Below are 23,598 nucleotides of genomic sequence, written 5' to 3'. Positions count from 1 at the left end.
ACGAAGCGGAAGGATGCGCCGTGCACCCGCGCCTCTATCTGATTACGCCCGCCAGTTTCGAGCTCGACGGGTTCTGCAAGGACCTCGCCTCCGCCCTTTCCGGCGGCGACGTGGCGTGCCTGCTGATCACCGACGGCGGCTGGGGCGAAGCCGGTTTCCAGAAGATCGCGGAGACAATCGTGCCCATCGCCCAGGCGGCGGGCACGGCGGTGCTGGTGCAGAACGATTCGCGTGCCGCCGGGCGCAGCCGCGCCGACGGCATCCATGTCGACACCTCCGACGAGGACCTGAAGCGGGCGCTGGAGAACTTCCAGCCCAAGGGCATCGTCGGTGCGGGCGGCATCCGCACCCGCCACGACGCCATGACGGTCGCCGAGGCCGGCGTCGACTACGTCCTGTTCGGCCTGCTGGAGCGCGACGAGGACGTCGAGCCGCATGCCAAGACGCTGCAGTTCTCGTCTTGGTGGGCGCAGATGTTCGAGACGCCCTGCGTTGCCCTGTGCGGCAGCGATCTCGCCGGCGTCGAGGGATGCGCTGCCACCGGCGCGGATTTCGTCGCCCTGCGCGGCGCCGTGTGGAACCATCCCGAGGGCCCGCAGGCAGCCGTTCACGCCGCCAACGAGGTCCTGTCGCGCTATGAGCTGACGGAGGCCGAGAGCGGATGATCGCAGGCGGCGGACGGGTCCGGTTCCAGGCAAGCGCGCTGGCGCTGCTGCTGCTCCTTGGAGCTGCGGCCTCCCCCGCAGTTGCGCAGGACGGCGCTACGACCGCGCCCGCCCAGCCGCAGCCCGAGCAAGCGCAGCCCACCCAACCGCAACCCGGTGAGCAGCAGCCCGACCAGCCACCGGCCGCAACGCCTGCTCCGGCCCCTGCTCCGCAGCCTGCGCCCGAGACACCCGCGCCTGCCGCACCTTCCGGCGAGGAACCGGCCGCATCGCCCGAAGCACCGGCCGGCGCTGACCAGGCTGCCGAGCCTCCCGCATCCGGCTTCATGCCATCGGCCGCGGAGATCTCCGAGCGCCTGTCCGCCGTGCCGCGGCAAGAGGTGGGCGGCGACCAGGACATCCCCCTGCTCGTGCCGCCGACCAGCGTCGCCCCGCCCCTGCCGCTCGAGATCGAGGGCGAGGTCCGCGACTATGCCTACGGCGCCTTCCAGCGCGGCTGGTACCTTACCGCCCTGTCGCTCGCCACCCCGCGTGCGGAGGCAGGCGATCCCGCCGCCCAGACCCTGCTCGGCGTGCTCTACGAGACCGGCCGCGGCCTGCCGCAGGATGCCGAACGCGCCGCCAGCTGGTATCAGCTCGCCTCCTCCAGCGGAAACACGCGCGCGGCCCTGCGCTACGGCCTCATGCTGCTCAACGGTCTCGGCGTTCCGGAGGACAAGGTGAAGGCCGGCGACATGTTCGAGGTCGCCGCCAATGCCGACATTCCCGAGGCGATCTACAATCTCGCCGGGCTTTATCGCACCGGCGAGGGGCGCCCGCTTGATCCCGACCGGGCGCTGGAGCTGCTGGAAAAGGCCGCCGATCTCGGCGATGTCGATGCCCGCTTCCAGCTCGCCCAGTTCTATCTCGACGGCCCCGCCGACATTCGCAGCGAGGCACGCGCCGCCTTCTGGATGGGCCGCGCCGCCCGCCAGGGCCATGTCGGTGCGCAGGTGCGCTACGCCATCCTGCGGTTCAACGGCCGGGGCGTCGCCCCCGACGAGACCGAGGCCGCCGACTGGTTCGAGCGCGCCGCCAGCGCCGGCAACCCGGTCGCCATGAACCGCCTCGCGCGGACCTATGCCTTCGGCCGCGGCCGCGATGTCGACCTGGAAAAGGCCGCCGGCTGGCACATGGCCGCCCGCGCGCTCGGCATCTCAGACCTGGAGATGGACGGGCTGCTCGGCTCCATCGACGCGGAGACCCTGGCCAAGGCGACGGCGTTTGCCGAGCGCTATGCGGCCGCCGCCGACCCGACGGTGGTGGAGAACCCCGACAACACGCCCTGAGCCGGCGAAACCGCCTTTTTGCTTGATTGGCAACCGGAAGTGTGGTGGACAGGCCGCGCACCAGACAATGTGCCCGGCCGACGCGACGGCGCCTATTCTAGGAACCAGGTCCGGATCGGGCCCGGCGGCCTCGGCGGCGCCGGACACGCCTGCGGCTGGGGCCGACGGATGGCCCCCGCGGAGCGCATCGCTGCAGGACCTTTGGAGACGGAACGAGACACATGAAGATCAACGGTAACGAGATCAAGCCGGGCAACGTGCTGCAGCACCAGGAAACGCTCTGGGCTGTGGTCAAGGTCGAGCACGTGAAGCCGGGCAAGGGCGGCGCCTTCGCGCAGGTCGAGATGAAGAACCTCATCGACGGCCGCAAGCTCAACGAGCGCTTCCGCTCCGCCGACAAGGTCGAGCGCGTGCGCCTCGAGCAGAAGGACTTCCAGTATCTCTATCCGCAGGAAGACATGCTGGTGTTCATGAACACCGAGACCTACGAGCAGATCGAGCTCCAGGCCGACTTCGTCGGCGAGCGCGCCGCCTTCCTGCAGGACGGCATGATGGTCACGCTCGAGATGCACGAAGAGCGTCCGATCGGCATCACCCTGCCGCAGTATGTGACGCTGGAGATCACCGAGGCCGACGCCGTGGTGAAGGGCCAGACCCAGTCCTCGTCCTACAAGCCGGCCATGCTGGAAAACGGCGTGCGCGTCATGGTGCCGCCGTTCATCACCGCCGGCGAGAAGATCATCGTCGACACCGAGCTGGTCGAGTACGTCCGCCGCGCCGACTGATCTTGCCCTTTGGCCGGCGGCCCCATTGCGCCGCCGGTCTTTCGTCTCCCGTGAAGGCGCGCCGTCCGGCAGCCACCCGCCAGGAATTTTCCAGGAACCGCCATGTCCCGCTCCGCCATCCTGAATGTCATGGTCCAGGCCGCGCTGAAGGCCGGTCGTAGCCTCGCTCGCGATTTCGGCGAGGTCGAGAACCTGCAGGTCTCCCGCAAGGGGCCGAGCGACTTCGTGTCGGCCGCCGACATCGCCGCCGAGAAGATCGTGCGCGCGGAGCTGCAGAAGGCGCGCCCGAGCTACGGCTTCCTGATGGAAGAGTCCGGCGTGATCGAGGGCGAGGATCCGCAGCACCGCTGGATCGTCGACCCGCTCGACGGCACCACGAACTTCCTGCATGGCATCCCGATGTTCAACGTCTCCATCGCGCTTGAGCGCGAGGGCGTGATCGTCGCCGGCGTCATCTACAATCCGGCGATGGACGAGCTGTTCACCGCCGAGCGCGGCCGCGGCGCCTTCCTCAATGACCGCCGCCTGCGCGTTGCCGCCCGCAAGTCCATGCCGGATTGCGTCATCGCCACCGGCATTCCCTTCCTCGGCGTCGGCGACCATGCCCGCACGCTGAAGGAGCTGCGCCACGTCATGGGCGAAGTTGCCGGCATTCGCCGTTGCGGCGCCGCCGCCCTCGACCTTGCCTGGACCGCTGCCGGCCGCTTCGACGGCTTCTGGGAACACGGCCTGTCCCCGTGGGACATGGCGGCCGGCCTGCTGCTGGTCCGCGAGGCCGGCGGCTACGTCACCGACATCAACGGCGGCGAGAAGATGTTCGAGACCCGCTCGATCGTCGCCGGCAACGAGCAGGTTCAGGCACAGCTGCGCGAGCTTTTGAAGAACGCCCGCAGCTGACGACTGCCCCAGCGGCAGGACGGCTCACCGACATTACGGCTTTTCAGGCCGGTGAAAATCACGCTATCAAGGGCTTGTCCTCAACAGGGAGAAGACAAGCCGTCATGGCGCGAGCCTACGATCCGTACAGCCTGTCCAGTCCCTGGGTCTATCTGATCCGGATGATCATCTTCCTGGCGGTCGTCGCGTTCATCGCGCTGATCCTGTACCGCCAGATCGCCACCGCCTTCATGAGCAATCCCGGTCTCAACGGGCTGATCATCGGCACCGGCCTCGTCGGCATCCTGCTGGCGATCCGTCAGGTGATCCGCCTGATGCCGGAGGTGAACTGGGTGAACGGCTTCCGGCTCGGCGACCCGGGCATCGAGGTTCGCCGCCCGCCGGTGCTGCTGGCGCCGATGGCGACGCTGCTCGGCAACCGCGCCGGCGACACCATCCTCTCCCCGGCGACGACCCGCTCGATCCTCGATTCCATCGGCATGCGCCTCGACGAGGCGCGCGAGATGGCGCGCTACCTCACCGGACTTCTCGTCTTCCTCGGCCTGCTCGGCACCTTCTGGGGCCTGTTGCAGACCGTGGGCTCGGTCAACGTGACGATCCAGAGCCTCGATGTCGGCTCGGGCGATGCCAACGTCATCTTCGAGGACCTCAAGGCCGGTCTCGAGGCCCCGCTTGCGGGCATGGGCACGGCCTTCTCGTCCTCGCTCTTCGGCCTTACCGGATCGCTGATCCTCGGCTTCCTCGACCTGCAGGCCGGCCAGGCGCAGAACCGCTTCTACAACGAGCTGGAAGACTGGCTGACCACCCTCACCGACATCGAGCCGGAAGACAGCAGCGGCGGCAGCTCCGGCCTCGTCGAACTGCGCTTCGCCATCGACAACCTGCGCAAGGCGGTGGCCGAGGGCGGGGGCGGCGCAGGGCGCAACGCCGCCGTTGCCATGGCCAATCTCGCGGAAGGCATCCAGGGTCTCGTCCAGCATGTGCGCAGCGAACAGCAGATGATGCGCGACTGGGCGGACGAGCAGTCCGAGCAGCAGAAGCGCATCGAGCACCTGCTCAAGACCATGTCCACCGCCTTCGAACGGATCAAGGACGAGGCCAAATGAGCCGCCTCGCCGGGAGCTGACAGACCATGGCCGGCACGCGAATGAGGCGGCGTGAGGGACGGACGGATTACTGGCCCGGCTTCGTCGATGCCATGGCATCGCTGCTGCTCGTCATCATCTTCCTGCTGTCGATCTTCGTGCTGGCCCAGTTCTTCCTCGGCCAGCAGCTGTCGGGCCGCGACACCGTCCTCAACCGCCTGAATGCCCAGATCTCGGAGCTGACCGAGCTGCTGGCGCTGGAGCGCGCCGGAAGCCGCGACCTGCAGGACACCATCGCCACCCTGACCGCCAACCTGACCGATGCCGAGGCCGAGCAGCAGCGCCTGCAGGGCCTGCTCGACGCCTCTTCCGACCGCGCCAGCCAGACCGGCGGCGCCCTTGCCGGCATGGAAAGCGCGCTCGAGGAAGAGCGCCGGCTCTCCCAGCGCGCCCTCTCCCAGGTCGAACTGCTGAACCAGCAGATCTCCGCCCTGCGCCGTCAGATCGCCGCGCTTGAGGACGCGCTGGAGGCGTCGGAAGGGCGCGACCGCGAAAGCCAGGCCAAGATCGCCGATCTCGGTCGCCGGCTGAACGTCGCGCTGGCCCAGCGCGTGCAGGAACTGTCGCGCTATCGCTCCGACTTCTTCGGCCGCCTGCGCGAGATCCTGTCCCAGCGCTCGGATATCCGCGTCGTCGGCGACCGGTTCGTCTTCCAGTCGGAGGTGCTGTTCTCCTCCGGCGCCGAGACGATCAACCCGGCCGGCGAGGAAGAGCTGCAGAAGCTCGCCGACGCGATCAAGGAGCTCGCCGTCCAGATCCCGGCCGAGATCAACTGGGTCCTGCGCGTCGATGGCCACACCGATGCGCGTCCCCTGTCGGGAACCGGACGCTTCCGCAACAACTGGGAGCTCTCGGCGGCGCGTGCCATTTCGGTGGTGCGCTACCTGATCGATCAGGGCGTCGATCCCAAGCGCCTGGTCGCCGCCGGTTTCGGCGAATACCAGCCGCTTGAGGAAGGCGACAGCGACGAGGCACTGGCACGCAACCGCCGCATCGAGCTGAAGCTGACCGAGCGCTGATCGCCGAGGCAGCGATGCGGGGCGCACCCCGCTTTTGCGGCCCTCGAAAATGCGAAAGGCCGTTTCCGATCCGGAAACGGCCTTTTTTCATCGAAAATCGCTGAAATCAGCTCGAAACTCTGTCGCGCAACATATCACTGCCGCGCGCCGGGCGACTTAATAGTCGTCGTCGTCCTCGTCGCGGGGCTTGCCCTTGAGCGAATTGAGCTTCGCGAACACCGCGTCGGCGTCGATTTCCTCGTCCTTCGGCTGCGAAGGCGCGGGACGGGCAAAGGCGGCAGCCATCGCGTCCTCGGAGGTGGTCTCGTCGACCGGCAGCAGCGTCTCCTCGTAGTGCTCGCCCTCGGGCCGCGGCGGCAGGTTCTTCGAGGCCTTCTCGACTTCCATGTCCAGCTCGATCTGGCTGCACAGGCCGAGGGTCACCGGATCCATCGGGGTCAGGTTGTTGGAGTTCCAGTGGGTGCGCTCGCGGATCGCCAGGATCGTCGGCTTGGTCGTACCGACCATGCGCATGATCTGCGAATCCTTCAGCTCCGGGTGGTTGCGCACCAGCCACAGGATCGCGTTCGGGCGGTCCTGGCGGCGCGACACCGGCGTGTAGCGCGGGCCCTTTTTCTTGCTCTCCGGCACGCGGGTCTTGGGCTCCTGCAGCTTCAGCCGGTAGCCGGTGTTGCCCTGCGCCTTCTCGATCTCCTCGCGGGTGAGCTGGCCGGTCATCACCGGATCGAGGCCCTTGATGCCCTGGGCGGCCTCTCCGTCGGCAATGGCCTTCACCTCGAGCGGGTGGAGTTTGCAGAAATCGGCAATCTGGTCGAAGCTGAGGGACGTGTTGTCCACAAGCCACACGGCCGTCGCCTTGGGCATCAAGGGAGTGGTCGCCATGTGTAATGCCTCCTGTTTGCTCCGCCGGGAACCGCACTCGTGAGCGCAGGAGCCGGCAAAGCCTAAATCATCTGTCGCATGGAAGGGGAACTGTCAGGCTTATACGCGTTCCCCTTCATGAAATCAAACATGGATCACGTCGCGGCTTCGGTCAAAAGCACGATCTTGCCGATGTGTCCGGAGCTCTCCATCCGGGCATGTGCCGCAGCGGCTTCTGCCAGCGGGAAGGTGGAATCCATCACCGGCCGCACCGTCCCGGCCTCGATCAGCGGCCACACCTTTTCGCGCAGGCGCGCAGCGATGGCGGCCTTGAAGGCGGCCTCGCGCGGGCGCAGCGTCGAGCCGGTATGGACCAGCCGCTTGACCATCAGGCGCGAGAAATTGACGTTCTCGGCGATGCCGTTCAGCGTCGCGATCTGGCAGATGCGGCCTTCCACGGCCGCGACCTTCCAGTTCCGCTCCACATAGTCGCCGCCGACCATGTCGAGGATCACCTCGACCCCGTGGCCGCCGGTCGCCTCCAGGATCGCCTCGACGAAATCCGCCTTGTTGTAGTTGATCGCGTGGTCGGCCCCGAGCTTGCGGGCCGCCTCCGCCTTTTCTTCCGAGCCTACGGTGGTGAACACTTCCGCACCGAAGGCCTTCGCCAGCTGGATCGCCGTCGTGCCGATACCGGACGTGCCGCCATGCACCAGGAAGCGCTCGCCCGACTTCAGCCCGACCCGGTCGAACACGTTGGTCCAGACCGTGAAGAAGGTCTCGGGCAGCGCCGCCGCTTCCGTCATCGAAAGACCGGCGGGAACGGGAAGCACGCTGCCGGCGGGCGCGGTCACATATTCGGCATAGCCGCCGCCCGGCACCAGGGCGCAGACCTTGTCGCCCTTCGCGATGCCGGAGACGTCGGGGCCGATCGAGACGACGGTGCCGGCGACCTCCAGGCCTGGAATGTCCGTGACACCAGGGGGCGGCGGGTAGTGGCCCATGCGCTGGATGACGTCCGGCCGGTTGACGCCGGCGACCTCGACACGGATCAGCACCTCGCCGGCCGCCGCCGCGGGAACGGGGCGCTCCATCGGCACCAGCACGTCGGGCCCACCGGGGGTCTCGAAGCCGATTGCCGTCATCATGCGGGGCGTGTCGCTCATGTGCCTCTCCTCTTTCGGGACTGTCTTCGGACCCGTTCCTCGATCCGTGCCGAGTCCCGGTTTAAGACGTCCCGCAAGGCCTGACAATTGACGAGCACGTGGTCGGACACTCATCCTGACCCATGTCGAGGCGCTGCGGGGACGCAAGAGGAGAACGCCGGAATGCGGGACGAGTTCGATTCGAAGGGCAGCGCACCGGCTGCCGCGGTCGTCGTGGGCGAAGACCTGTCGCGACTGTCTGTGGATGACTTGACGCGGCGCATAGAGCGCTTGACAGAAGAGATTTCGCGCACCGAACGCGAACGGGAGGCCCGCGGCGGCGTGCGCGCTGCCGCCGACGCGCTGTTCCGCAAATGACTGGCGCGACGCGCATCCATAGTTAACCCACGCTATTTACTTCAAATTTGACTTTGCGCACCCTGGAGTCAGGCAAGCAGATTCACTAAAAATTTAGTCATTTACCGTTTATTAAGCTTTCCAATTCATAACTGTGGGTATCCAGTCATCTGGATTTCGAGTGGCTCCTGTCCACTCTGTTTGACGCCTCCCTGTTAATGACTTCGAGCCGCGGACGCCGCGGCTCTTTTTTTGCCGGCTCCTTCGGTGTATCCCCTGTTGCGTGCCTTGCCGCCTGCGCCAGACGGTGTGGCACGCCGATTGCACGATACACTTTGACCCGACCGCATAGACCCGATTTGGGACACTTGCCGTGCCAAGGCCTCGCAGAAGCGCCGGCAGGCACCGCGGTTGAAAGGTATTGAGACAAAGCTGGACAGGAGGCACTGGCGCATGACGGACTGGTTCTCATCCACACGGCGAAGCACCATCGACTTCGCCGACCGGCTCGCCAATTCGGAGATGTTCTCCGCGCTCTTCCGGGACGGAATGGCCCTGGTCGAGGAGACCGCTGCGTATCTCGACGGCGAAGGGCGGGTGCAGTCGAAGTCGCTGCCGCGTGCCGGCTCCCTCGCCTATGCGACGGAATCGATGCGGCTGACCACGCGGCTGATGCAGATGGCCTCCTGGTTGCTGCTCCAGCGTGCCGTCAACGAGGGCGAGATGTCGGCCGAGCAGGCCGGCAGCGAGAAGAACAAGGTGCGCCTCGACACGCTCTCCTCCACGCGCGGCGGTCCCGGCTGGCAGGAACTGCCCGAGGACCTGCGCGACCTGATCGAGCGCTCCGTGCGCCTGCAGGAGCGGATCCAGCATCTCGACAGGATGATCTACGAGAGCCGCCATGCGGAACCGGTGCCGGTCGACAACCCGGTCGCCGTCCAGCTCGACGTGCTCAGCGCCGCTTTCGGCGGACGCCGCAACTCTCTCGGCTGACAGGTCTTACAAGCGAACAAGGCGCGCCCTCGTCAGCAGGGCGCGCAAGATCTCACACAGTGACAAGCCATGAAAAAACCCCGGAGCCTGAGGCATCCGGGGTTTTTCGTGTCTTGCACCGCCCGGCAGAGCGGAGCGGATTTCCGGGCAATCAGTTGCCCAGGAAACCGGCGTACTTGTTCTTGAAGCGCGAGACGCGGCCGCCACGGTCCATGAGCTGGCGGTCGCCGCCGGTCCATGCCGGATGGGTGCGCGGATCGATGTCGAGCTGCAGCGAGTCGCCGTCCTCGCCATAGGTCGAGCGCGTGTGGAACTCGGTGCCGTCCGTCATGACCACCTTGATGGAGTGGTAGTCCGGATGAATGTCCTTCTTCATCTTCTCGTCCCCGTGCCTGCGGCTTACACCGGCCCTGGGGAGGCGCGGCGCATCGTGTTTGAGTTGTCGGCGTGTCTCCGGCGGTCGGGCAGGACAGGCGCGCCCGGTGGCGGCGTGTCGCAGCTTCTCGACGAAGTCACGGATTCTTTGGCGGGCCACGCCGGAAAGCGCGCAGCACCCGAAACCTTGAGCGCGAGCCTATAGCCCATCCCCCGGCCGAAAACAAGGCCGCAAAGCCGAGTTTCCGCCCGGCGCGGTTTCCCGTGCCGCGACAAATGCGACCGCTCGCGCAGGTTGGCCTTGCCGTCTCGAACCGGTATGGTCCGCCAGGCATCCGGCAGGAACAGAGAGCAAGAAAAAGCGTGTCCCGATACGGTTCCCCATCAACGCCCGATCGCGGCGGAAAACGCGACCTGCGGCCCCTGGCCACCCTTCTCCCGTACCTCGCCCGGTATCGGGGCCGTGCAGCGCTTGCGCTGCTGGCGCTGATGGGCGCGGCCGGCACGACGCTCGTCCTGCCCATCGCCATCCGCCGGATGATCGATTTCGGCTTCGGCGCGGACGATCCCTCGCTGGTCGACAACTATTTCTCGGTGCTCATTCTCGTCGCCGCCGCGCTCGCCACCTTCTCGGCCCTGCGCTACTACATGGTGACCTCGCTGGGCGAGCGGATCGTCGCGGACCTGCGCGCGGACGTCTACAGCCACATCATCCGCCTTTCCCCCGGCTATTTCGACAGCGCCCGCTCCGGCGAGATGGTCTCGCGCCTCACGGCCGACGCCACCCAGGTGAAGTCAGCCGTCGGCGCCAGCGCGTCGATTGCCATGCGCAACCTGATGATGTTCCTCGGCGCCTCGGCGATGATGGTCGTCACCAGCCCGCGCCTGTCGATGTTCGTGCTCGGCGCGATCCCGGTCATCGTCCTGCCGCTCATCGCCTTCGGCCGCAGCGTGCGCCGCCGCTCGCGCCATGCGCAGGACACGCTGGCCGACGCCTCCGCCTACGCATCCGAGACGCTCGGTGCCGTCCGCACCCTCCAGGCCTTCACCAACGAGGCGATGGCCAGCCTGCGTTTCGGCAGCAGCGTCGAGGAAGCCTTCCGCGCCGCCCGCACGGCGATCTTCGCCCGCGCCCTGCTCACCGCCTTTGCGATGTTCATCATTGCCGGCAGCGTCGTCACGGTGCTGTGGGTCGGCGCCAGCGACGTGTTCGTCGGCCGCATCACTGCGGGCGAGCTCGGCCAGTTCCTGCTCTACTCGATCTTCGCCGCCGGCGCCCTCGGCGAGCTCAGCCAGGTCTGGGGCGAGATTTCGCTCGCCGCCGGTGCCGCCGAGCGCCTGTCCGAGTTGCTGAAGATCGAGCCGGAAATCGCCGCCCCGGCCACGCCGGTGAAGTTGCCGCCGCGCCTGTCGGGCGCGGTCGGGCTCGACGGCGTCTCCTTCGCCTACGGCGCGGGCGGCGGGCTGCCCGTGCTCACCGATGTCAGCCTCGATGTCGCGCCCGGCGAGACCGTCGCCATCGTCGGCCCGTCCGGCGCCGGCAAGTCGACGCTGTTCCACCTGTTGATGCGCTTCTACGATCCCACCAGCGGCACGGTGCGCGTCGACGGCACCTCCTTGCGCGACTGCGATCCGCTCGACCTGCGCCGCCAGATCGCGCTCGTGCCGCAGGACACCACGGTGTTTGCCGCCAGCATCGCCGACAACATCGCCTTCGGCCGGCCCGAGGCGACCCGCGCGGAGATCGAGGCCGCCGCCCGCTCCGCCTTTGCCGACGAGTTCATCCGCGCCCTTCCCGAGGGCTACGACACCGCCGTCGGCGAGCGCGGCATCACCCTGTCGGGCGGCCAGCGCCAGCGCATCGCCATTGCCCGCGCCATCCTGAAGGACGCTCCGATCCTGCTGCTCGACGAGGCGACCAGCGCGCTCGATGCCGAGAGCGAGACCCTGGTGCAGACCGCGCTGGAAGGTTTGATGCAGGGGCGCACCACGCTCGTGATCGCCCATCGCCTCGCCACGGTGCTGAAGTCCGACCGGATCATCGTCATGGAGGGCGGGCGCATCGTCGAGAGCGGCACCCATGCCGATCTCGTCGCGCGCGGCGGCCTCTATGCCAAGCTCGCCAAGCTGCAGTTCGAGAGCGGGGCGCAGGCCTTCGACAGCCCGCGCGAGGACCGCAGCTCCGCCGCCGAGTAGAGCGCGCTCACTCTCGCCCGCATGCGAAAAGGCCGGACGCTGCGGGCGCCCGGCCTTTTTTCGTCGTGTCGAGCAGGATGGCCCGGCTCAGTCCTCTTCGGCGACCGGCACCGTGTAGTTGAGCGGCAGGCGCCCGCCGTCGGCATAGAGCGTCTGGCCAGTCATGTAGCTGGAATCGTCCGAGGCGAGGAACGCGGCAACGCCCGCGATCTCCGACGGCTCGCCGACGCGGCCGAGCGGGGTGCGCGAGAGCACCCGCATGCGCGCGGCCTTGTCGGAGTTCACCGAGGCCAGCATGTCGGTCATGATCGAGCCGGGGCCGATGCCGTTGACGCGGATGCCGTAGGGGGCCAGCGACAGCGCCGCGACCTTGGTCAGCTGGTTCATGCCGCCCTTGGAGATCGAATAGGGCACCTGGTTGGCGATGGCGAAGACCGCGTTCACCGACGACATGTTGATGATGACGCCCGGCTCGCCGCCTGCTTCCACCTTGTCGACCATGTGACGGGCGATTGCCTGGGTGCACAGGAACGCGCCCTTCAGGTTCACCGACAGCACGCGGTCGAAATCCGCCTCGTCGAGATCGAGGAAGTCGCCGCCGATGACGATGCCGGCATTGTTCACCAGAATGTCGATGTCGCCGAAGGCATCCAGCGTCGCCGCCACCAGGTTGCGCACGTCGAGCTTCTCCGCGACGTTGCAGTGGACGTAGCGCACCTCGCCGAAGGACTTCAGCTCTTCCTCGGCCGCCTCGCCGCGCGCATCGTCCACATCGGCGATGACAACCTTGGCGCCATCGGAGAGAAAACGGCGCGCAATGGCGTAGCCGATACCGCCGGCCGCGCCGGTGACGATGGCAACCTTGTTTTCCAGGGACACGGGGTTCCTCGCTGCTGTCTGTTCACGCAATTTCGGGACAGGCCGCTCCGGAAAGGGGCAGCCATCTCAGCGGGCGAACATAGGCCGCGCCGCCGCCCCTGTCGATGCACCAGCGGCAAAACCGTCTGGAGAACCGGGGCGGCCGGGCGCGGGGTGCTTGTCGCCGCTGCTCAGCCGGCGACCGGCAGGCCCCGCTCCTTCAGCGCGGCGGCGATCTCGTCGATGATCGCGGGATCGTCGATGGTCGCCGGCATGCGGTACTCCGTCCCGTCCGCGACCTGCCGCATGGTGGCGCGCAGGATCTTGCCCGAGCGGGTCTTGGGCAACCGGTCGACGGTGATCGCCAGCTTGAACGCGGCGACGGGGCCGATCTTCTCCCGCACCAGGGCCACGAGTTCCTTCTCGATCTCCGAATGCGGCCGGTTGACGCCGGCCTTCAGCACGACGAAGCCGCAGGGCGCCTGGCCCTTGAGCTGGTCGGCAACGCCGATCACCGCGCATTCGGCCACGTCCTTGTGGCTCGCCAGCACCTCTTCCATCGCGCCCGTCGACAAGCGGTGTCCCGCCACGTTGATGATGTCGTCGGTGCGCGCCATGATGAAAAGATAGCCGTCCTCGTCCATCAGGCCGGCATCCGCCGTCTTGTAGCAGCCGGGGAACTCCTCCAGGTAGCTCGCGTGGAACCGCTCCGGCGCATTCCACAGCGTCGGCAGGCAGCCCGGCGGCAGCGGCAGCTTGATCACCACATTGCCGAGCGTGCCCCTGGCGACCGGGTGCCCGGCATCGTCCACCACCTGCACGTCGTAGCCGGGCATGGGAACGGTCGGCGAGCCGTGCTTGACCGGCAGCATGCCGAGCCCGACCGGATTGCCGACGATGGGCCAGCCCGTCTCCGTCTGCCACCAGTGGTCGATCACCGGCACGCCGAGCTTGTCCTCCGCCCAGGCGATGGTGTCCGGGTCGGCGCGCTCGCCGGCCAGGAACAGGCTGCGGAAGGCGGCAAGGTCGTAGTCGCCGATCAGCTTGCCTTCGGGATCTTCCTTCTTGATCGCGCGGAAGGCCGTCGGCGCGGTGAACAGGCTGACGACGCCGTGCTCGGAAATCACCCGCCAGAATACGCCGGCATCGGGCGTGCCGATGGGCTTGCCCTCGAACACCACCGTCGTCGCCCCTTGCAGCAGCGGCGCATAGACGATGTAGGAATGCCCGACCACCCAGCCGACATCGGAGGCCGCCCAGAACACCTCGCCCGGCGCGATGCCGTAGTGGTTTTCCATGGTCCACTTCAGCGCGACCATATGGCCGCCATTGTCGCGCACCACGCCCTTCGGCTGGCCGGTCGTGCCGGAGGTGTAGAGGATGTAGAGCGGGTCGGTCGCCTTCACCGGGACGCAAGGCACCTCGCGCCCCTGCGCCAGCGCATCGGCGGTGAGCGCGCCGAAATCGTGATCGCGCGCGCCGCCCAGCGCCGCCTCGGCCTGCGGCCGCTGCAGCACGAAACAGGCCTCGGGCTTGTGCCGGGACATGTCGATGGCCGCATCCAGCAGCGGCTTGTAGGCCACCACCCGGCCCGGCTCGATGCCGCAGGACGCGGCGACGATGGCCTTCGGCGTCGCGTCGTCGATGCGCGTGGCAAGCTCGCGCGCGGCAAAACCGCCGAAGACGACCGAATGCACCGCGCCGAGCCTGGCGCAGGCCAGCATCGCCATCACCGCCTCGGGGATCATCGGCATGTAGATGATGACGCGGTCGCCCCTGCCGATCCCGTGATCGGCCAGCACCGCGGCCATCGCGTTCACCCGCGCCAGCGTCTCCTCATAGGTGAAGACGGCCTTCGCGCCGGTGATCGGGCTGTCGTAGATGATCGCCGGCTGGCCGGGGCGTCCGCGCTCCACATGCCGGTCGAGGCAGTTGTAGCAGGTGTTGCACTCGGCGCCCGCGAACCACTGGCCGTAGCCGCCCATCGACGGATCGAAGACCTTGTCCCAGGGCTTCACCCAGTCGATCTCGGCCGCGGCCTTCGCCCAGAAGGCCTCCGGATCGCGCTGCCACGCCTCGTAGACCTCGTGATAACGGCTCGCCATCTGGGTGTCTCCTCCCTGTCGCTTCCGGTCGCACCGCCGCGCGGGGCGTGCAGGCCGAACCTTTTCCCGCCGCTCGCATGCGCAGGAGCCTCCTCGCCCCCGCCCGGCGACCGGACGTCTTCGACTGCGTATCTGCCGTCACCGAAAGGGGGAAGGCAAGCCTTGCGGCCCTATACATTCGGCGAATGGGAAGTTTGCTTAGGTCCGCCGGCGTCGCCTCCCAAGCAACTCAACGTTCCCGCAACAGGCGGGAGATCGCCGCAATGCGCGGCATGGCCGCGTCCCTGACCGAGGCGTGGATCCGCTCGGGAAACCCCGGCGGCAAGGCCTGTTCCACCTCTTCGAAAGCGCGCTCCGCCCTGCCGGCCACGTGCTCCAGCGCACGCAACGCCGTTCTTTCGGCAACATTGGCCAATCTGGCCGTCTGCAGAAAGTGGCGCGGCTGTATCTCGTCCACACGATAATGCCGGTTGCGGCCGGCAGACATGGCGAGCTTCATCTGCCTTTTCGTGATCTGGCGAGCATCCAATAGCGGCTGGACAGTAAGGATGTCGTAGAACGGTGTCAGGCGAAACGCACCGCCCGGCCTCAGGAAGAGGCTGAAGTTTTTCGCATGCCCGTCCGTTGCTCCGATCGCCCAGAAGAAAATCTGGGCGGCCAGGAACCGCTCCTGATCCTCGAGCGGCGTATCGCTTCCCTTGAGCAGATCGAGAATCTCGGCCATGCCCGGCCCGCCGTCGCTCTGGTATTTGAGCGTCGGGGGAACCGACAGCGCCTGGCAGCAGTCTTCCTGGGGCAGCCGCAGCAGGCGGCCGTCCCGCGTCCGCAAACGGTCGAAGCGCTCGATCACCAGCGCTTTCGTCTCTCCGAAGACGCATATCTCCGCCGCATTGACGGCAAGCCCGAAGGCCTCGGCCAGTTTCAGGCAGTAGAACTCGTTCTCCACGCTGTCGGTGAGGTTGATCCCGCCGGGTAGCACCCCGATCTGCGTCTTGAAGATATGTGTCGTCGGCGTCGTGCCATGCGGTTTCAGCCAGCGTCCGTCATGGCGCAGAAGAGCGGTCTTTTCCTGGACGCCGGCAAGAGAGATCCGAAAATCTTCGTCCCGCTCGATACCCAGCGGTGCCATTGCAAGGTTCCGAAGGACCCTTTCGACGGCAGCCTCGTCCAGGACTTCGCCATCCGAGGGGCCGTCCTCCTTGCGCTCTTCGTCGCCGGCAACGAACTGCAGGGCTCCGACGCAATCGCGGCCGATCCGCGACAGCATGGCGAAGGCATCGATCCCCCGCGCGCCCACCGTCTCGGCCACCCGTCGGCGCAGGGCGTCGGAATCGGGCAGCAGGTTCTCGAACACCGCAAGGACCGGCTCCCCGCGATAGGCATCCTCCCGCAGAGGCAGCGACAAGGACACCGGAACCGCATTGGCCCGCTCCAGCCACCCGGCGTCATAGCGGAATGCAACACCTCCACCCGGCTCCTTCAGCAGAAGGCCGACGAGGCGTCCGTTCTGGTAGACCCGCAGAGGCGGGTATGTTGGCCGGCGCCCCATTATCCGAACAGATCTTCGAGATCGTCGGTATGTGACGGGCCGGGCTCACGCGTACTGATCCTGAAATCCAGATCGAGCGCAGCCAGGATGGCCAGCAGCGTCTCGATACGTGCGGCCGGATTGCCGGTCTCGATGAGCGAGATCGTACCCTGCCGAAGACCGGTCCGTTCGCTGAGCTCCATCTGGCTCAGCCCCCGCTTTTTGCGGACGCGCCGGATAATGCTGCCGATCTGCTTCGGACTGCGTGCAAGGTCGCTCATGCTGGCCTCCTCACAGCGTTATACGCCAAGCCCAATATCTGACAAATATATAACACAGCGTATAATCTAATTTTATACGCTAAAACATATATAATTAAATTATACGCCTTGGCGTATAGCGTTTGCTTTTCCCGGACGGGACCTTAGTATGCCCCGCACCCTCCTTCAGGAAGCCCATCTTGCACCCCGTCACCGACCCCTTGTTCTACGCCTTCGCCATTCCGGCGGTGATCCTGGTCGGCCTGGCCAAGGGCGGCTTCGGCGGACCGCTGGCGCTGCTCGGCGTGCCCATGATGAGCCTGGTGATCCCGCCGGTGCAGGCAGCCGGCATCATGCTGCCGATCCTCGTGGTCATGGACATGTCCGGCCTCATCGCCTATCGCGGCAAGTATGACGGGGAGAGCCTGCGCATCCTGCTGCCGCCGGCGATCCTGGGCATCGGCATCGGCTATCTCGCGGCCGCCCATGTCAGCGACGCGCATGTGCGCCTGCTGGTCGGCAGCGTCGCCATCCTCTTCACGCTCGACTATCTGCGCGGTGGCGCCCGGCGAGGCGAGCCGAAGCCGCAGCGACCATGGGCCGGCCGCTTCTGGGGCGCGATCTCCGGCTTCACCAGCTTCGTCAGCCATACCGGCGGCCCGCCCTACCAGATCTACATGCTGCCGTTGCGGCTCGACCCGATCCGCTTTGCCGGCACCACCGTGCTGTTCTTCACCTCGATGAACGCGGTCAAGCTGGTGCCCTATGCCGCGCTCGGCCAGTTCGACGCGACGAACCTTGCCACCTCCGCGATGCTGCTGCCGCTGGCCCCGCTGGCGACGCTTGCCGGCGTCTGGCTGGTGCGGCGGGTGCAGCCGGCGCTGTTCTACCGCATCACCTATCTCGCCGTCGGCGTCATCGGCCTGAAGCTCCTGTGGGACGGTCTGAGCGCCTTGCTCGCCTGAACGGCGCCCAGACCCTCCCCCTTTCTATCCGGTTGATCGGCGGGCGCTTTGCCGCTTTGATGCCGGGGAACGGCGAAAGCGAAAAGCGCCGGCGACAGGGCACCTTCGGAGGAACGAATGGCCGATAACGGCAACCCCTTCACGCGCGATCTCGACAAGGTCCAGGCGAACTACACACCGCTGTCGCCCTTGAGCTTCCTGGCCAGGGCCGCCGCCGTCTTCCCCGAACACATCGCCATCGTGCACGGGCGCCAGCGCGTCTCCTATGCCGAGTTCTATGCCCGCACCCGCAGGCTCGCCTCGGCGCTGACCGCAAGGGGCATCGGCAAGAACGACACAGTCACGGTGATGCTCTCCAACACCCCGCCGATGCTCGAGGCTCATTACGGCGTGCCGATGACCGGCGCCGTGCTGCACTCGCTCAACACCCGGCTCGACGCCGCCGTCCTCGCCTTTCAGCTCGACCATGCGGAAAGCAAGGTCGTCATCACCGACAGGGAATTCGCCCCGGTGATGAAGGAGGCGCTGGCACTGGCCAAGGTCTCCCCGCTCGTCATCGACTACGACGACCCGGAGTTCCCGCAGACCGGCGAGTTGCTGGGCGAGATCGGCTACGAGGACTTCGTCGCGTCCGGCGATACCGACTTCGCCTGGCAGCTGCCGGCGGACGAGTGGGACGCCATCTCGCTGAACTATACCTCCGGCACGACCGGCAATCCGAAGGGCGTCGTCTACCACCATCGCGGCGCCTATCTGCTGGCCCAGGCCAACGTCCTGACCGCCTCCATGGCTCGGCATCCGGTCTACCTGTGGACCCTGCCGATGTTCCATTGCAACGGCTGGTGCTTTCCATGGTCGCTGTCGCTGGTCGCCGGCACCCATGTGTGCCTGCGCTGGGTCCGTGCGAAGCAGATCTGGGAGGCACTCGCCGAGGAGGGCGTCACCCATCTGTGCGGCGCGCCCATCGTCATGTCGACCGTCCTCAACGCGCCGGACGAGGAAAAGCGCGACCTCGACGGGCGCATCGTCGAGTTCTTCACCGCCGCGGCTCCCCCGCCCGAGGCCGTGCTTGCGGCGATGAAGGAAGCGGGCTTCAACGTCACCCACCTCTATGGCCTGACCGAGGTCTACGGCCCCGCCGTCGTCAACGACTGGAAGCGGGAATGGGACGACCGGCCCGCCGCCGAGCAGGCCGCCCTGAAGGCCCGCCAGGGCGTGCGCTACGTGGCGCTGGAGGATCTTGCGGTGCTCGATCCCCAGACCATGCAGCCCGTGCCGGCCGACGGCGAGACCCTCGGCGAGGTGATGTTCCGCGGCAATGTCGTGATGAAGGGCTATCTCAAGAACCCGGAAGCGACGGCCGAGGCCTTCTCCGGCGGCTGGTTCCATTCCGGCGACCTCGGCGTGATGCACGAGGACGGCTACATCCAGCTCAAGGATCGCTCCAAGGACATCATCATCTCCGGCGGCGAGAACATCTCCTCCATCGAGGTGGAGGACGTGCTGTTCAAGCATCGCGACGTCATGGCCGCCGCCGTGGTCGCCCGCCCGGACGACAAGTGGGGCGAGACGCCTTGCGCCTTCGTCGAGCTGCGCCCCGGCGCGTCGGTCGGGGCGGAGGAGATCATCGAGTTTTGCCGCGAGCGGCTTGCCCGCTTCAAGGTCCCCCGCCACGTGGTCTTTACCGAGCTGCCGAAGACCTCCACCGGCAAGATCCAGAAATTCGTGCTGCGCGAGATGGCCCGCAAGGTCTGACGGCGCCCGCAAGCCTGCCCCAAAACGGCAAAAGCCGCGGCACTGCCGCGGCTTCTGCTGTCAGCGGCAGGGCTTTTCGGCCCTGCCCGTGTCAATGCAAGTCTTCAGTGCAGGGTGGAACCGGCGCGAATCCGCTCGATCTCGTCCTTGAGCTGAAGTTTCTGGCGCTTGAGGGTGGCTATCTCCAGCGAGTCCGCGCTTGGATGACGCATCGCCTCTTCCAGTTTCCGCTCAAGATCCGAGTGACGTTTCCTCAACTCGACCAGATGCGACTGAAGTGACATGGACAAACCTCCTTGCCTATTCGCGTTTGACAACATGAGTGTGACACAGCCTGCCTTGCCTGTCGAACGCTTCCGAGGCCCCTCGCGGCGATTGCGAAATCGGCGTTAGCGCCGGGTTTACGCCCTGTTCCCCTACGTCGTTTTGACAGAATTCCCGCTGTTCGCCGCCTGCGACACCCTGTCCCGGCCGCTCGTCATGCCCTCCCTTCACCATCGCGTTCAACGGGTCTACCGCCCGGCCCGCCATCGCGGTATCCTTGCGACGAGAAGCGGTTTTGCCTGCGGAGGGGAGTGTTTCCGCGGCAGGAGAGAGGATCGGCTTTTCGGAAAGGCACTGCGACACGCGGGAGCTCTTCCGCTGATCTTGCGGGCGTTTGCGCCGGAAGTCTGGAGTAGAGGCATGGATGCGGGCATGGACAGCGAGTTCGACGACAAGACGGTGCGCATCGAGCTTGCGCGCCTGCGTCAGGAGCACCGGGACCTCGACATGGCCATCGGCGCCATGGTGGAGACCGGGCGTGCCGACGCCCTGCAGCTGCAGCGGCTGAAGAAGAAGAAGCTGTCGCTGAAGGACCGCATCACGACGCTTGAGGATCGCCTGCTTCCCGACATCATCGCCTGACCGGATCCCCTGACCGGATACCCTGACCGGCGCCCCGCCGTGGTTTGCCGTAGCAGCGGCCCCGCAAGCCCCTTGCGCCCTGCCCGGCTCTGCCTATAGTGCGGAGCCTTCCGGCACGACCGGCAACAGCAACCTCAGTCAGGGGCGCGCATGGGCGAGGCAAATCCGCAAGTGGCGATCATCATGGGCAGTCAGTCCGACTGGCCGACCATGAAACACGCCGCCGACACGCTGGAGGCGCTCGGCGTCCCGCATGAGGCGCGCATCGTCTCGGCCCACCGCACGCCGCAGCGGCTCTACGATTTCGCGACCGGCGCCCGCGAGGCCGGCTTCAAGGTGGTGATCGCCGGCGCCGGCGGCGCCGCGCACCTGCCCGGCATGACCGCGTCCATGACCCCGCTTCCCGTGTTCGGCGTGCCGATCGAGTCCCGCACGCTGAAGGGCGAGGACAGCCTTCTGTCCATCGTCCAGATGCCGGCCGGCATTCCCGTCGGCACGCTCGCCATCGGCCGGGCCGGCGCGGTCAATGCCGCGCTGCTGGCGGCCGCGGTGCTGGCCCTGACCGACAGCGCCCTTGCCGAACGGCTCGATGCCTGGCGCCGGCGCCAGTCCGAGTCGGTCGCCGAGCACCCTTCCGACGACGCATGACCATCAGGAACGACGGCAGATGATCAAGACCGGTGACCGGCCCCTGCGGCCCGGCGACACGATCGGCATTCTCGGCGGCGGCCAGCTCGGCCGCATGATCGCGCTGGCGGCAGCTCCCCTCGGCCTGAAGACCCACATCTTCTGTCCCGATCCGGCGAGCCCCGCCTTCGACGTCGCCCATACCCACACCATCGCCGGCTATGACGACATTTCCGCGCTGGACATCTTCGCCGCCTCCGTCGACGTGGTGACCTACGAGTTCGAGAATGTCCCCGGCCCGACCGCCAGCCATCTGGCGGCCCGGGTGCCGGTGCGCCCCGGACCGCGCGCCCTTGCGGTGTCGCAAGACCGGCTGGAGGAAAAGACCTTCCTGCAAGCGGCCGGCATTCCGGTCGCCGGCTTCTGGCGCGTCGACAGCGACGAGGCGGCGGTCGCCGCCCTCGAGGACGCCGGCGGCAAGGGCATCCTCAAGACTCGGCGTCTCGGCTATGACGGCAAGGGCCAGATCCTGCTGCGCTCGGCCGCGGAGGCGCGCGACGCCTTCACCCGGCTCGGCCGCCAGGCTGCGATCATGGAGGCCTTCGTTCCCTTCGAGCGCGAGGTTTCGGTCATCGCCGCGCGCGGCGTCGACGGCACGCTTCGCGCCTACGACGTCGCCGAGAACGTCCACCGCGACCACATCCTCAAGACCTCGACCGTCCCGGCCGCGCTCGAGCCCGAGCTCGCCGCGCAGGCCCGGCAGATGGCCGAGACCATCTGCGAGCGGCTCGACTATGTCGGCGTGATCGGCGTCGAGATGTTCGTTCTGCCGGAAGGCGCCGGCGGGCCCCGCCTCGTCGTCAACGAGATCGCCCCGCGCGTGCACAATTCCGGCCACTGGACCCAGGACGCCTGCCAGGTCTCGCAGTTCGAGCAGCATGTGCGCGCCGTCGCCGGCTGGCCGCTGGGCAGCGCCGAGCGCCATTCCGACGTGGTCATGGAGAACCTGATCGGCGACGAGGCCGACCGCTGGGAGGCGATCCTCGCGGAGGCCGGCGCCTCGCTGCATCTCTACGGCAAGGCGGAAAGCCGCAAGGGCCGCAAGATGGGCCACGTCAACCGCATCCGTCCGCTGAGGGCCTGAGGGCCCTCGGCCCTCAGGATCCCTCCGCCGTCACAGCAGGCCGATCCTCTCGCGCAGCACGAAGCGCCACATGACGAGGACGGAGACGAAGGCAAGACCCGCCGCCAGTCCGAGCCAGATCCCGATGCCGCCGAGGCCGAGCGGGAAGCCGAGGATATAGGCGCCGGTCATCCCCACGCCCCAATAGCCGACGATGGCCATGATCATCGGCACCTTGGTGTCCGACAGGCCGCGCAGCAGGCTGCCGCCGATCACCTGCGCCCCGTCGAAGACCTGGAACAGCGCGGCGACCGCCAGGAAGCCGACGCCGATGGCGAAAACATTCGCCGCATCCGGGTTGTCAAAATCGAGGAACAGGCCGACCAGCGTGCCGGGGATCACCCAGAAGGCGATGGCGCAGGCGCCCATGAAGGCCATGCCGATGCCGAAGCCCGTCCAGCCGGCGCGCCCGACGCCCGGCCGGTCGCCGCGCCCGGCCGCCAGGCCGATGCGGATCATCGCCGCCTGGCCGATGCCGATCGGCACCATGAAGGTGATGGAGGCGAGCTGCGTCGCGATGCCGTGGGCGGCGAGTTCGATGGTGCCGATCCAGCCCATCAGCACCGACGTGCCGGAAAACAGCGCCACCTCGACCAGCAGCGTCACGGCGATGGGCCAGCCCAGCCGGACGATCTCGGCCAGCTTCGGCCAGTCCGACCGCCAGATCCGGCCGAACACGTGGTAGCGCCGCAGCTGGCGGTCGCGCAGCACGTAGCCGACCAGCAGCAGCAGCGTCACCGTCGCGGTGATCACCGAGCCGATGGCCGCGCCCACCAGTTCCAGCCGCGGAAAGCCGAAATGGCCGAAGATCAGCACATAGTTGACGATGGCGTTCAGCACGGCACCGGCGATGGTCGCCCACAGCACCGCCTGCGCCCGCTCCATCACGGTGATGAAGCTGCGCAGCGCCATGGTCAGCAGCGAAGGCAGCAGCGAGATCATCATGATGCGGGCATAGCCGCCGGCGAGCGCTGCCACTTCCGGCTTCTGGCCGAGCGCGATCAGCAGCTCCTCGGTGTGCCACATGACGGCCCAGGCCGGGACGGAATAGAGCGCGACGAACCAGAAGCCCATGCGCACGGCCCGGCGCAACTCGCGCGCCTGCCCCTGGCCCCGCGCCTGCGCCGCCAGCGGGATCACCGCCTGCAGGACGCCCATGCCGAACAGCCAGAGCACGATATAGAGGTTGAAGGCGAGGACCGCGGCGGCCAGCTCGGTGGCGCCGAGCCAGCCGATCATCAGGACGTCGGCCGTGTTGACCGCCATCTGCGCCACCTGCGCCCCGGCGATCGGCGCGCCGAGCGCCAGCGTCGGCAGGATGTCGCCGCGCCAAAGGACGGAAAACCGGCCGGCCGCGCGGGTCGGAGACGTATCGTTCATCCCATGCACTCCGGGAGTGCCCGGAGCTCACGCCGGCGCGTCGATACAGGGCAAGCCTGGGAAAGACGCAGCCAGGTCCCGCACGGGCAAAGGACTTGGACACCGAGTGGCGCTGCGCCGCAAGGGGCGAAACCTGCACCAGCAACCGGGACCCTTTCCTAGTCGCTCATTACAACCCTGTCCAGAAAAACCGACCGGTATCTCTTGCCTCCGACGCGCGGAAACCCTATGAGGAGCCGGGCCGGAAACGACCCCTGCAAAGCTC

General features: G+C 67.3%; 23 protein-coding genes. 14 read left to right on the top strand and 9 right to left on the bottom strand.

Annotated features, from left to right (window positions below; genetic code table 11):
• Window positions 1-20 precede the first annotated feature (20 nt).
• From BBX35_RS08760 to BBX35_RS08735, 6 genes are all read left to right on the top strand, one after another.
• Window positions 21-665, top strand: coding sequence for a thiamine phosphate synthase (locus BBX35_RS08760; protein ID WP_067218712.1), 645 nt, complete (start codon window positions 21-23; stop codon window positions 663-665).
• A gap of 326 nt (window positions 666-991) precedes the next feature.
• On the top strand, window positions 992-1,993 hold the full coding sequence (locus BBX35_RS08755; protein ID WP_067218709.1) for a tetratricopeptide repeat protein: 1,002 nt from the start codon (window positions 992-994) through the stop codon (window positions 1,991-1,993).
• Between the two features lie 221 nt (window positions 1,994-2,214).
• Entirely contained in the window at window positions 2,215-2,778 is a 564-nt protein-coding gene (gene efp / locus BBX35_RS08750; protein WP_067218707.1) for an elongation factor P, read from the top strand.
• 102 nt (window positions 2,779-2,880) lie between these two features.
• Window positions 2,881-3,675, top strand: a complete 795-nt coding sequence (locus BBX35_RS08745; protein WP_067218705.1) for an inositol monophosphatase family protein — start codon at window positions 2,881-2,883, stop codon at window positions 3,673-3,675.
• A 104-nt stretch (window positions 3,676-3,779) separates the two neighbouring features.
• Window positions 3,780-4,781, top strand: a complete 1,002-nt coding sequence (locus BBX35_RS08740) for a flagellar motor protein MotA (protein ID WP_067218703.1) — start codon at window positions 3,780-3,782, stop codon at window positions 4,779-4,781.
• Window positions 4,782-4,807: 26 nt separating this feature from the next.
• Window positions 4,808-5,839 carry a peptidoglycan -binding protein gene (locus BBX35_RS08735; protein WP_067218701.1) on the top strand — a complete coding sequence of 344 codons (1,032 nt, stop codon included), beginning with the start codon at window positions 4,808-4,810 and terminating at the stop codon, window positions 5,837-5,839.
• Between the two features lie 156 nt (window positions 5,840-5,995).
• Here the strand turns inward: BBX35_RS08735 and BBX35_RS08730 are convergent, their stop codons facing one another.
• Both BBX35_RS08730 and BBX35_RS08725 read right to left on the bottom strand, forming a co-directional pair.
• Complete coding sequence (locus tag BBX35_RS08730) at window positions 5,996-6,721, bottom strand: DUF1013 domain-containing protein (RefSeq protein ID WP_067218698.1); 726 nt, start codon at window positions 6,719-6,721, stop codon at window positions 5,996-5,998.
• A 134-nt stretch (window positions 6,722-6,855) separates the two neighbouring features.
• On the bottom strand, window positions 6,856-7,866 hold the full coding sequence (locus BBX35_RS08725; protein ID WP_067218695.1) for an NAD(P)H-quinone oxidoreductase: 1,011 nt from the start codon (window positions 7,864-7,866) through the stop codon (window positions 6,856-6,858).
• Between the two features lie 162 nt (window positions 7,867-8,028).
• Here BBX35_RS08725 and BBX35_RS08720 point away from each other — a divergent pair, with 162 nt between their 5' ends.
• Together BBX35_RS08720 and rcdA are read left to right on the top strand one after the other, a co-directional pair.
• Entirely contained in the window at window positions 8,029-8,223 is a 195-nt protein-coding gene (locus tag BBX35_RS08720; protein WP_067218692.1) for a DUF1192 domain-containing protein, read from the top strand.
• Between the two features lie 432 nt (window positions 8,224-8,655).
• A complete protein-coding gene (gene rcdA / locus BBX35_RS08715; protein WP_067218689.1) occupies window positions 8,656-9,195 on the top strand; it encodes a protease adaptor protein RcdA in 540 nt (179 codons plus the stop codon).
• A 151-nt stretch (window positions 9,196-9,346) separates the two neighbouring features.
• Here the strand turns inward: rcdA and rpmE are convergent, their stop codons facing one another.
• Window positions 9,347-9,571, bottom strand: a complete 225-nt coding sequence (gene rpmE / locus BBX35_RS08710) for a 50S ribosomal protein L31 (RefSeq protein ID WP_067218687.1) — start codon at window positions 9,569-9,571, stop codon at window positions 9,347-9,349.
• 275 nt (window positions 9,572-9,846) lie between these two features.
• On the opposite strand from rpmE, the gene BBX35_RS08705 reads away from it, so the two are divergent.
• Window positions 9,847-11,766 carry an ABC transporter transmembrane domain-containing protein gene (locus tag BBX35_RS08705; RefSeq protein WP_083206145.1) on the top strand — a complete coding sequence of 640 codons (1,920 nt, stop codon included), beginning with the start codon at window positions 9,847-9,849 and terminating at the stop codon, window positions 11,764-11,766.
• Window positions 11,767-11,853: 87 nt separating this feature from the next.
• Here the strand turns inward: BBX35_RS08705 and BBX35_RS08700 are convergent, their stop codons facing one another.
• From BBX35_RS08700 to BBX35_RS08685, 4 genes are all read right to left on the bottom strand, one after another.
• Window positions 11,854-12,645: an SDR family NAD(P)-dependent oxidoreductase gene (locus tag BBX35_RS08700; RefSeq protein WP_067218682.1), complete on the bottom strand. Its 792-nt coding sequence runs from the start codon at window positions 12,643-12,645 to the stop codon at window positions 11,854-11,856.
• 170 nt (window positions 12,646-12,815) lie between these two features.
• Window positions 12,816-14,729 carry a propionyl-CoA synthetase gene (locus BBX35_RS08695; protein WP_067218680.1) on the bottom strand — a complete coding sequence of 638 codons (1,914 nt, stop codon included), beginning with the start codon at window positions 14,727-14,729 and terminating at the stop codon, window positions 12,816-12,818.
• A 229-nt stretch (window positions 14,730-14,958) separates the two neighbouring features.
• A complete protein-coding gene (locus BBX35_RS08690; protein WP_067218677.1) occupies window positions 14,959-16,278 on the bottom strand; it encodes a type II toxin-antitoxin system HipA family toxin in 1,320 nt (439 codons plus the stop codon).
• Entirely contained in the window at window positions 16,278-16,538 is a 261-nt protein-coding gene (locus tag BBX35_RS08685; protein WP_067218675.1) for a helix-turn-helix domain-containing protein, read from the bottom strand. Before BBX35_RS08685 ends, BBX35_RS08690 begins: the two co-directional genes overlap by 1 nt.
• A gap of 179 nt (window positions 16,539-16,717) precedes the next feature.
• Here BBX35_RS08685 and BBX35_RS08680 point away from each other — a divergent pair, with 179 nt between their 5' ends.
• The gene (locus tag BBX35_RS08680) at window positions 16,718-17,482 is read left to right on the top strand and encodes a sulfite exporter TauE/SafE family protein (RefSeq protein ID WP_067218672.1); all 765 of its coding nucleotides are present in this window, start codon (window positions 16,718-16,720) and stop codon (window positions 17,480-17,482) included.
• Window positions 17,483-17,599: 117 nt separating this feature from the next.
• A complete protein-coding gene (locus BBX35_RS08675; RefSeq protein ID WP_067218670.1) occupies window positions 17,600-19,237 on the top strand; it encodes an acyl-CoA synthetase in 1,638 nt (545 codons plus the stop codon).
• 104 nt (window positions 19,238-19,341) lie between these two features.
• Here BBX35_RS08675 and BBX35_RS08670 read toward each other — a convergent pair whose 3' ends face one another.
• Window positions 19,342-19,521, bottom strand: coding sequence for a YdcH family protein (locus BBX35_RS08670; protein WP_067218667.1), 180 nt, complete (start codon window positions 19,519-19,521; stop codon window positions 19,342-19,344).
• Between the two features lie 412 nt (window positions 19,522-19,933).
• On the opposite strand from BBX35_RS08670, the gene BBX35_RS08665 reads away from it, so the two are divergent.
• The 3 genes from BBX35_RS08665 to BBX35_RS08655 all read left to right on the top strand — a co-directional run bounded on the left by BBX35_RS08665 (window position 19,934) and on the right by BBX35_RS08655 (window position 21,914).
• Window positions 19,934-20,143, top strand: coding sequence for a YdcH family protein (locus BBX35_RS08665; RefSeq protein WP_067219902.1), 210 nt, complete (start codon window positions 19,934-19,936; stop codon window positions 20,141-20,143).
• A 150-nt stretch (window positions 20,144-20,293) separates the two neighbouring features.
• Window positions 20,294-20,791, top strand: a complete 498-nt coding sequence (gene purE / locus BBX35_RS08660; protein WP_067218665.1) for a 5-(carboxyamino)imidazole ribonucleotide mutase — start codon at window positions 20,294-20,296, stop codon at window positions 20,789-20,791.
• Between the two features lie 19 nt (window positions 20,792-20,810).
• Window positions 20,811-21,914: a 5-(carboxyamino)imidazole ribonucleotide synthase gene (locus tag BBX35_RS08655; RefSeq protein WP_067218662.1), complete on the top strand. Its 1,104-nt coding sequence runs from the start codon at window positions 20,811-20,813 to the stop codon at window positions 21,912-21,914.
• Between the two features lie 30 nt (window positions 21,915-21,944).
• Here the strand turns inward: BBX35_RS08655 and BBX35_RS08650 are convergent, their stop codons facing one another.
• A complete protein-coding gene (locus BBX35_RS08650) occupies window positions 21,945-23,333 on the bottom strand; it encodes an MATE family efflux transporter (RefSeq protein ID WP_067218661.1) in 1,389 nt (462 codons plus the stop codon).
• Window positions 23,334-23,598: the final 265 nt, after the last annotated feature.

The sequence above is a fragment of the Stappia indica genome (assembly GCF_001696535.1).
Classification (GTDB): domain Bacteria; phylum Pseudomonadota; class Alphaproteobacteria; order Rhizobiales; family Stappiaceae; genus Stappia; species Stappia indica.
Note: the sequence above shows the minus strand (reverse complement) of the source record. Positions and strands in the feature narration are given on the sequence as shown.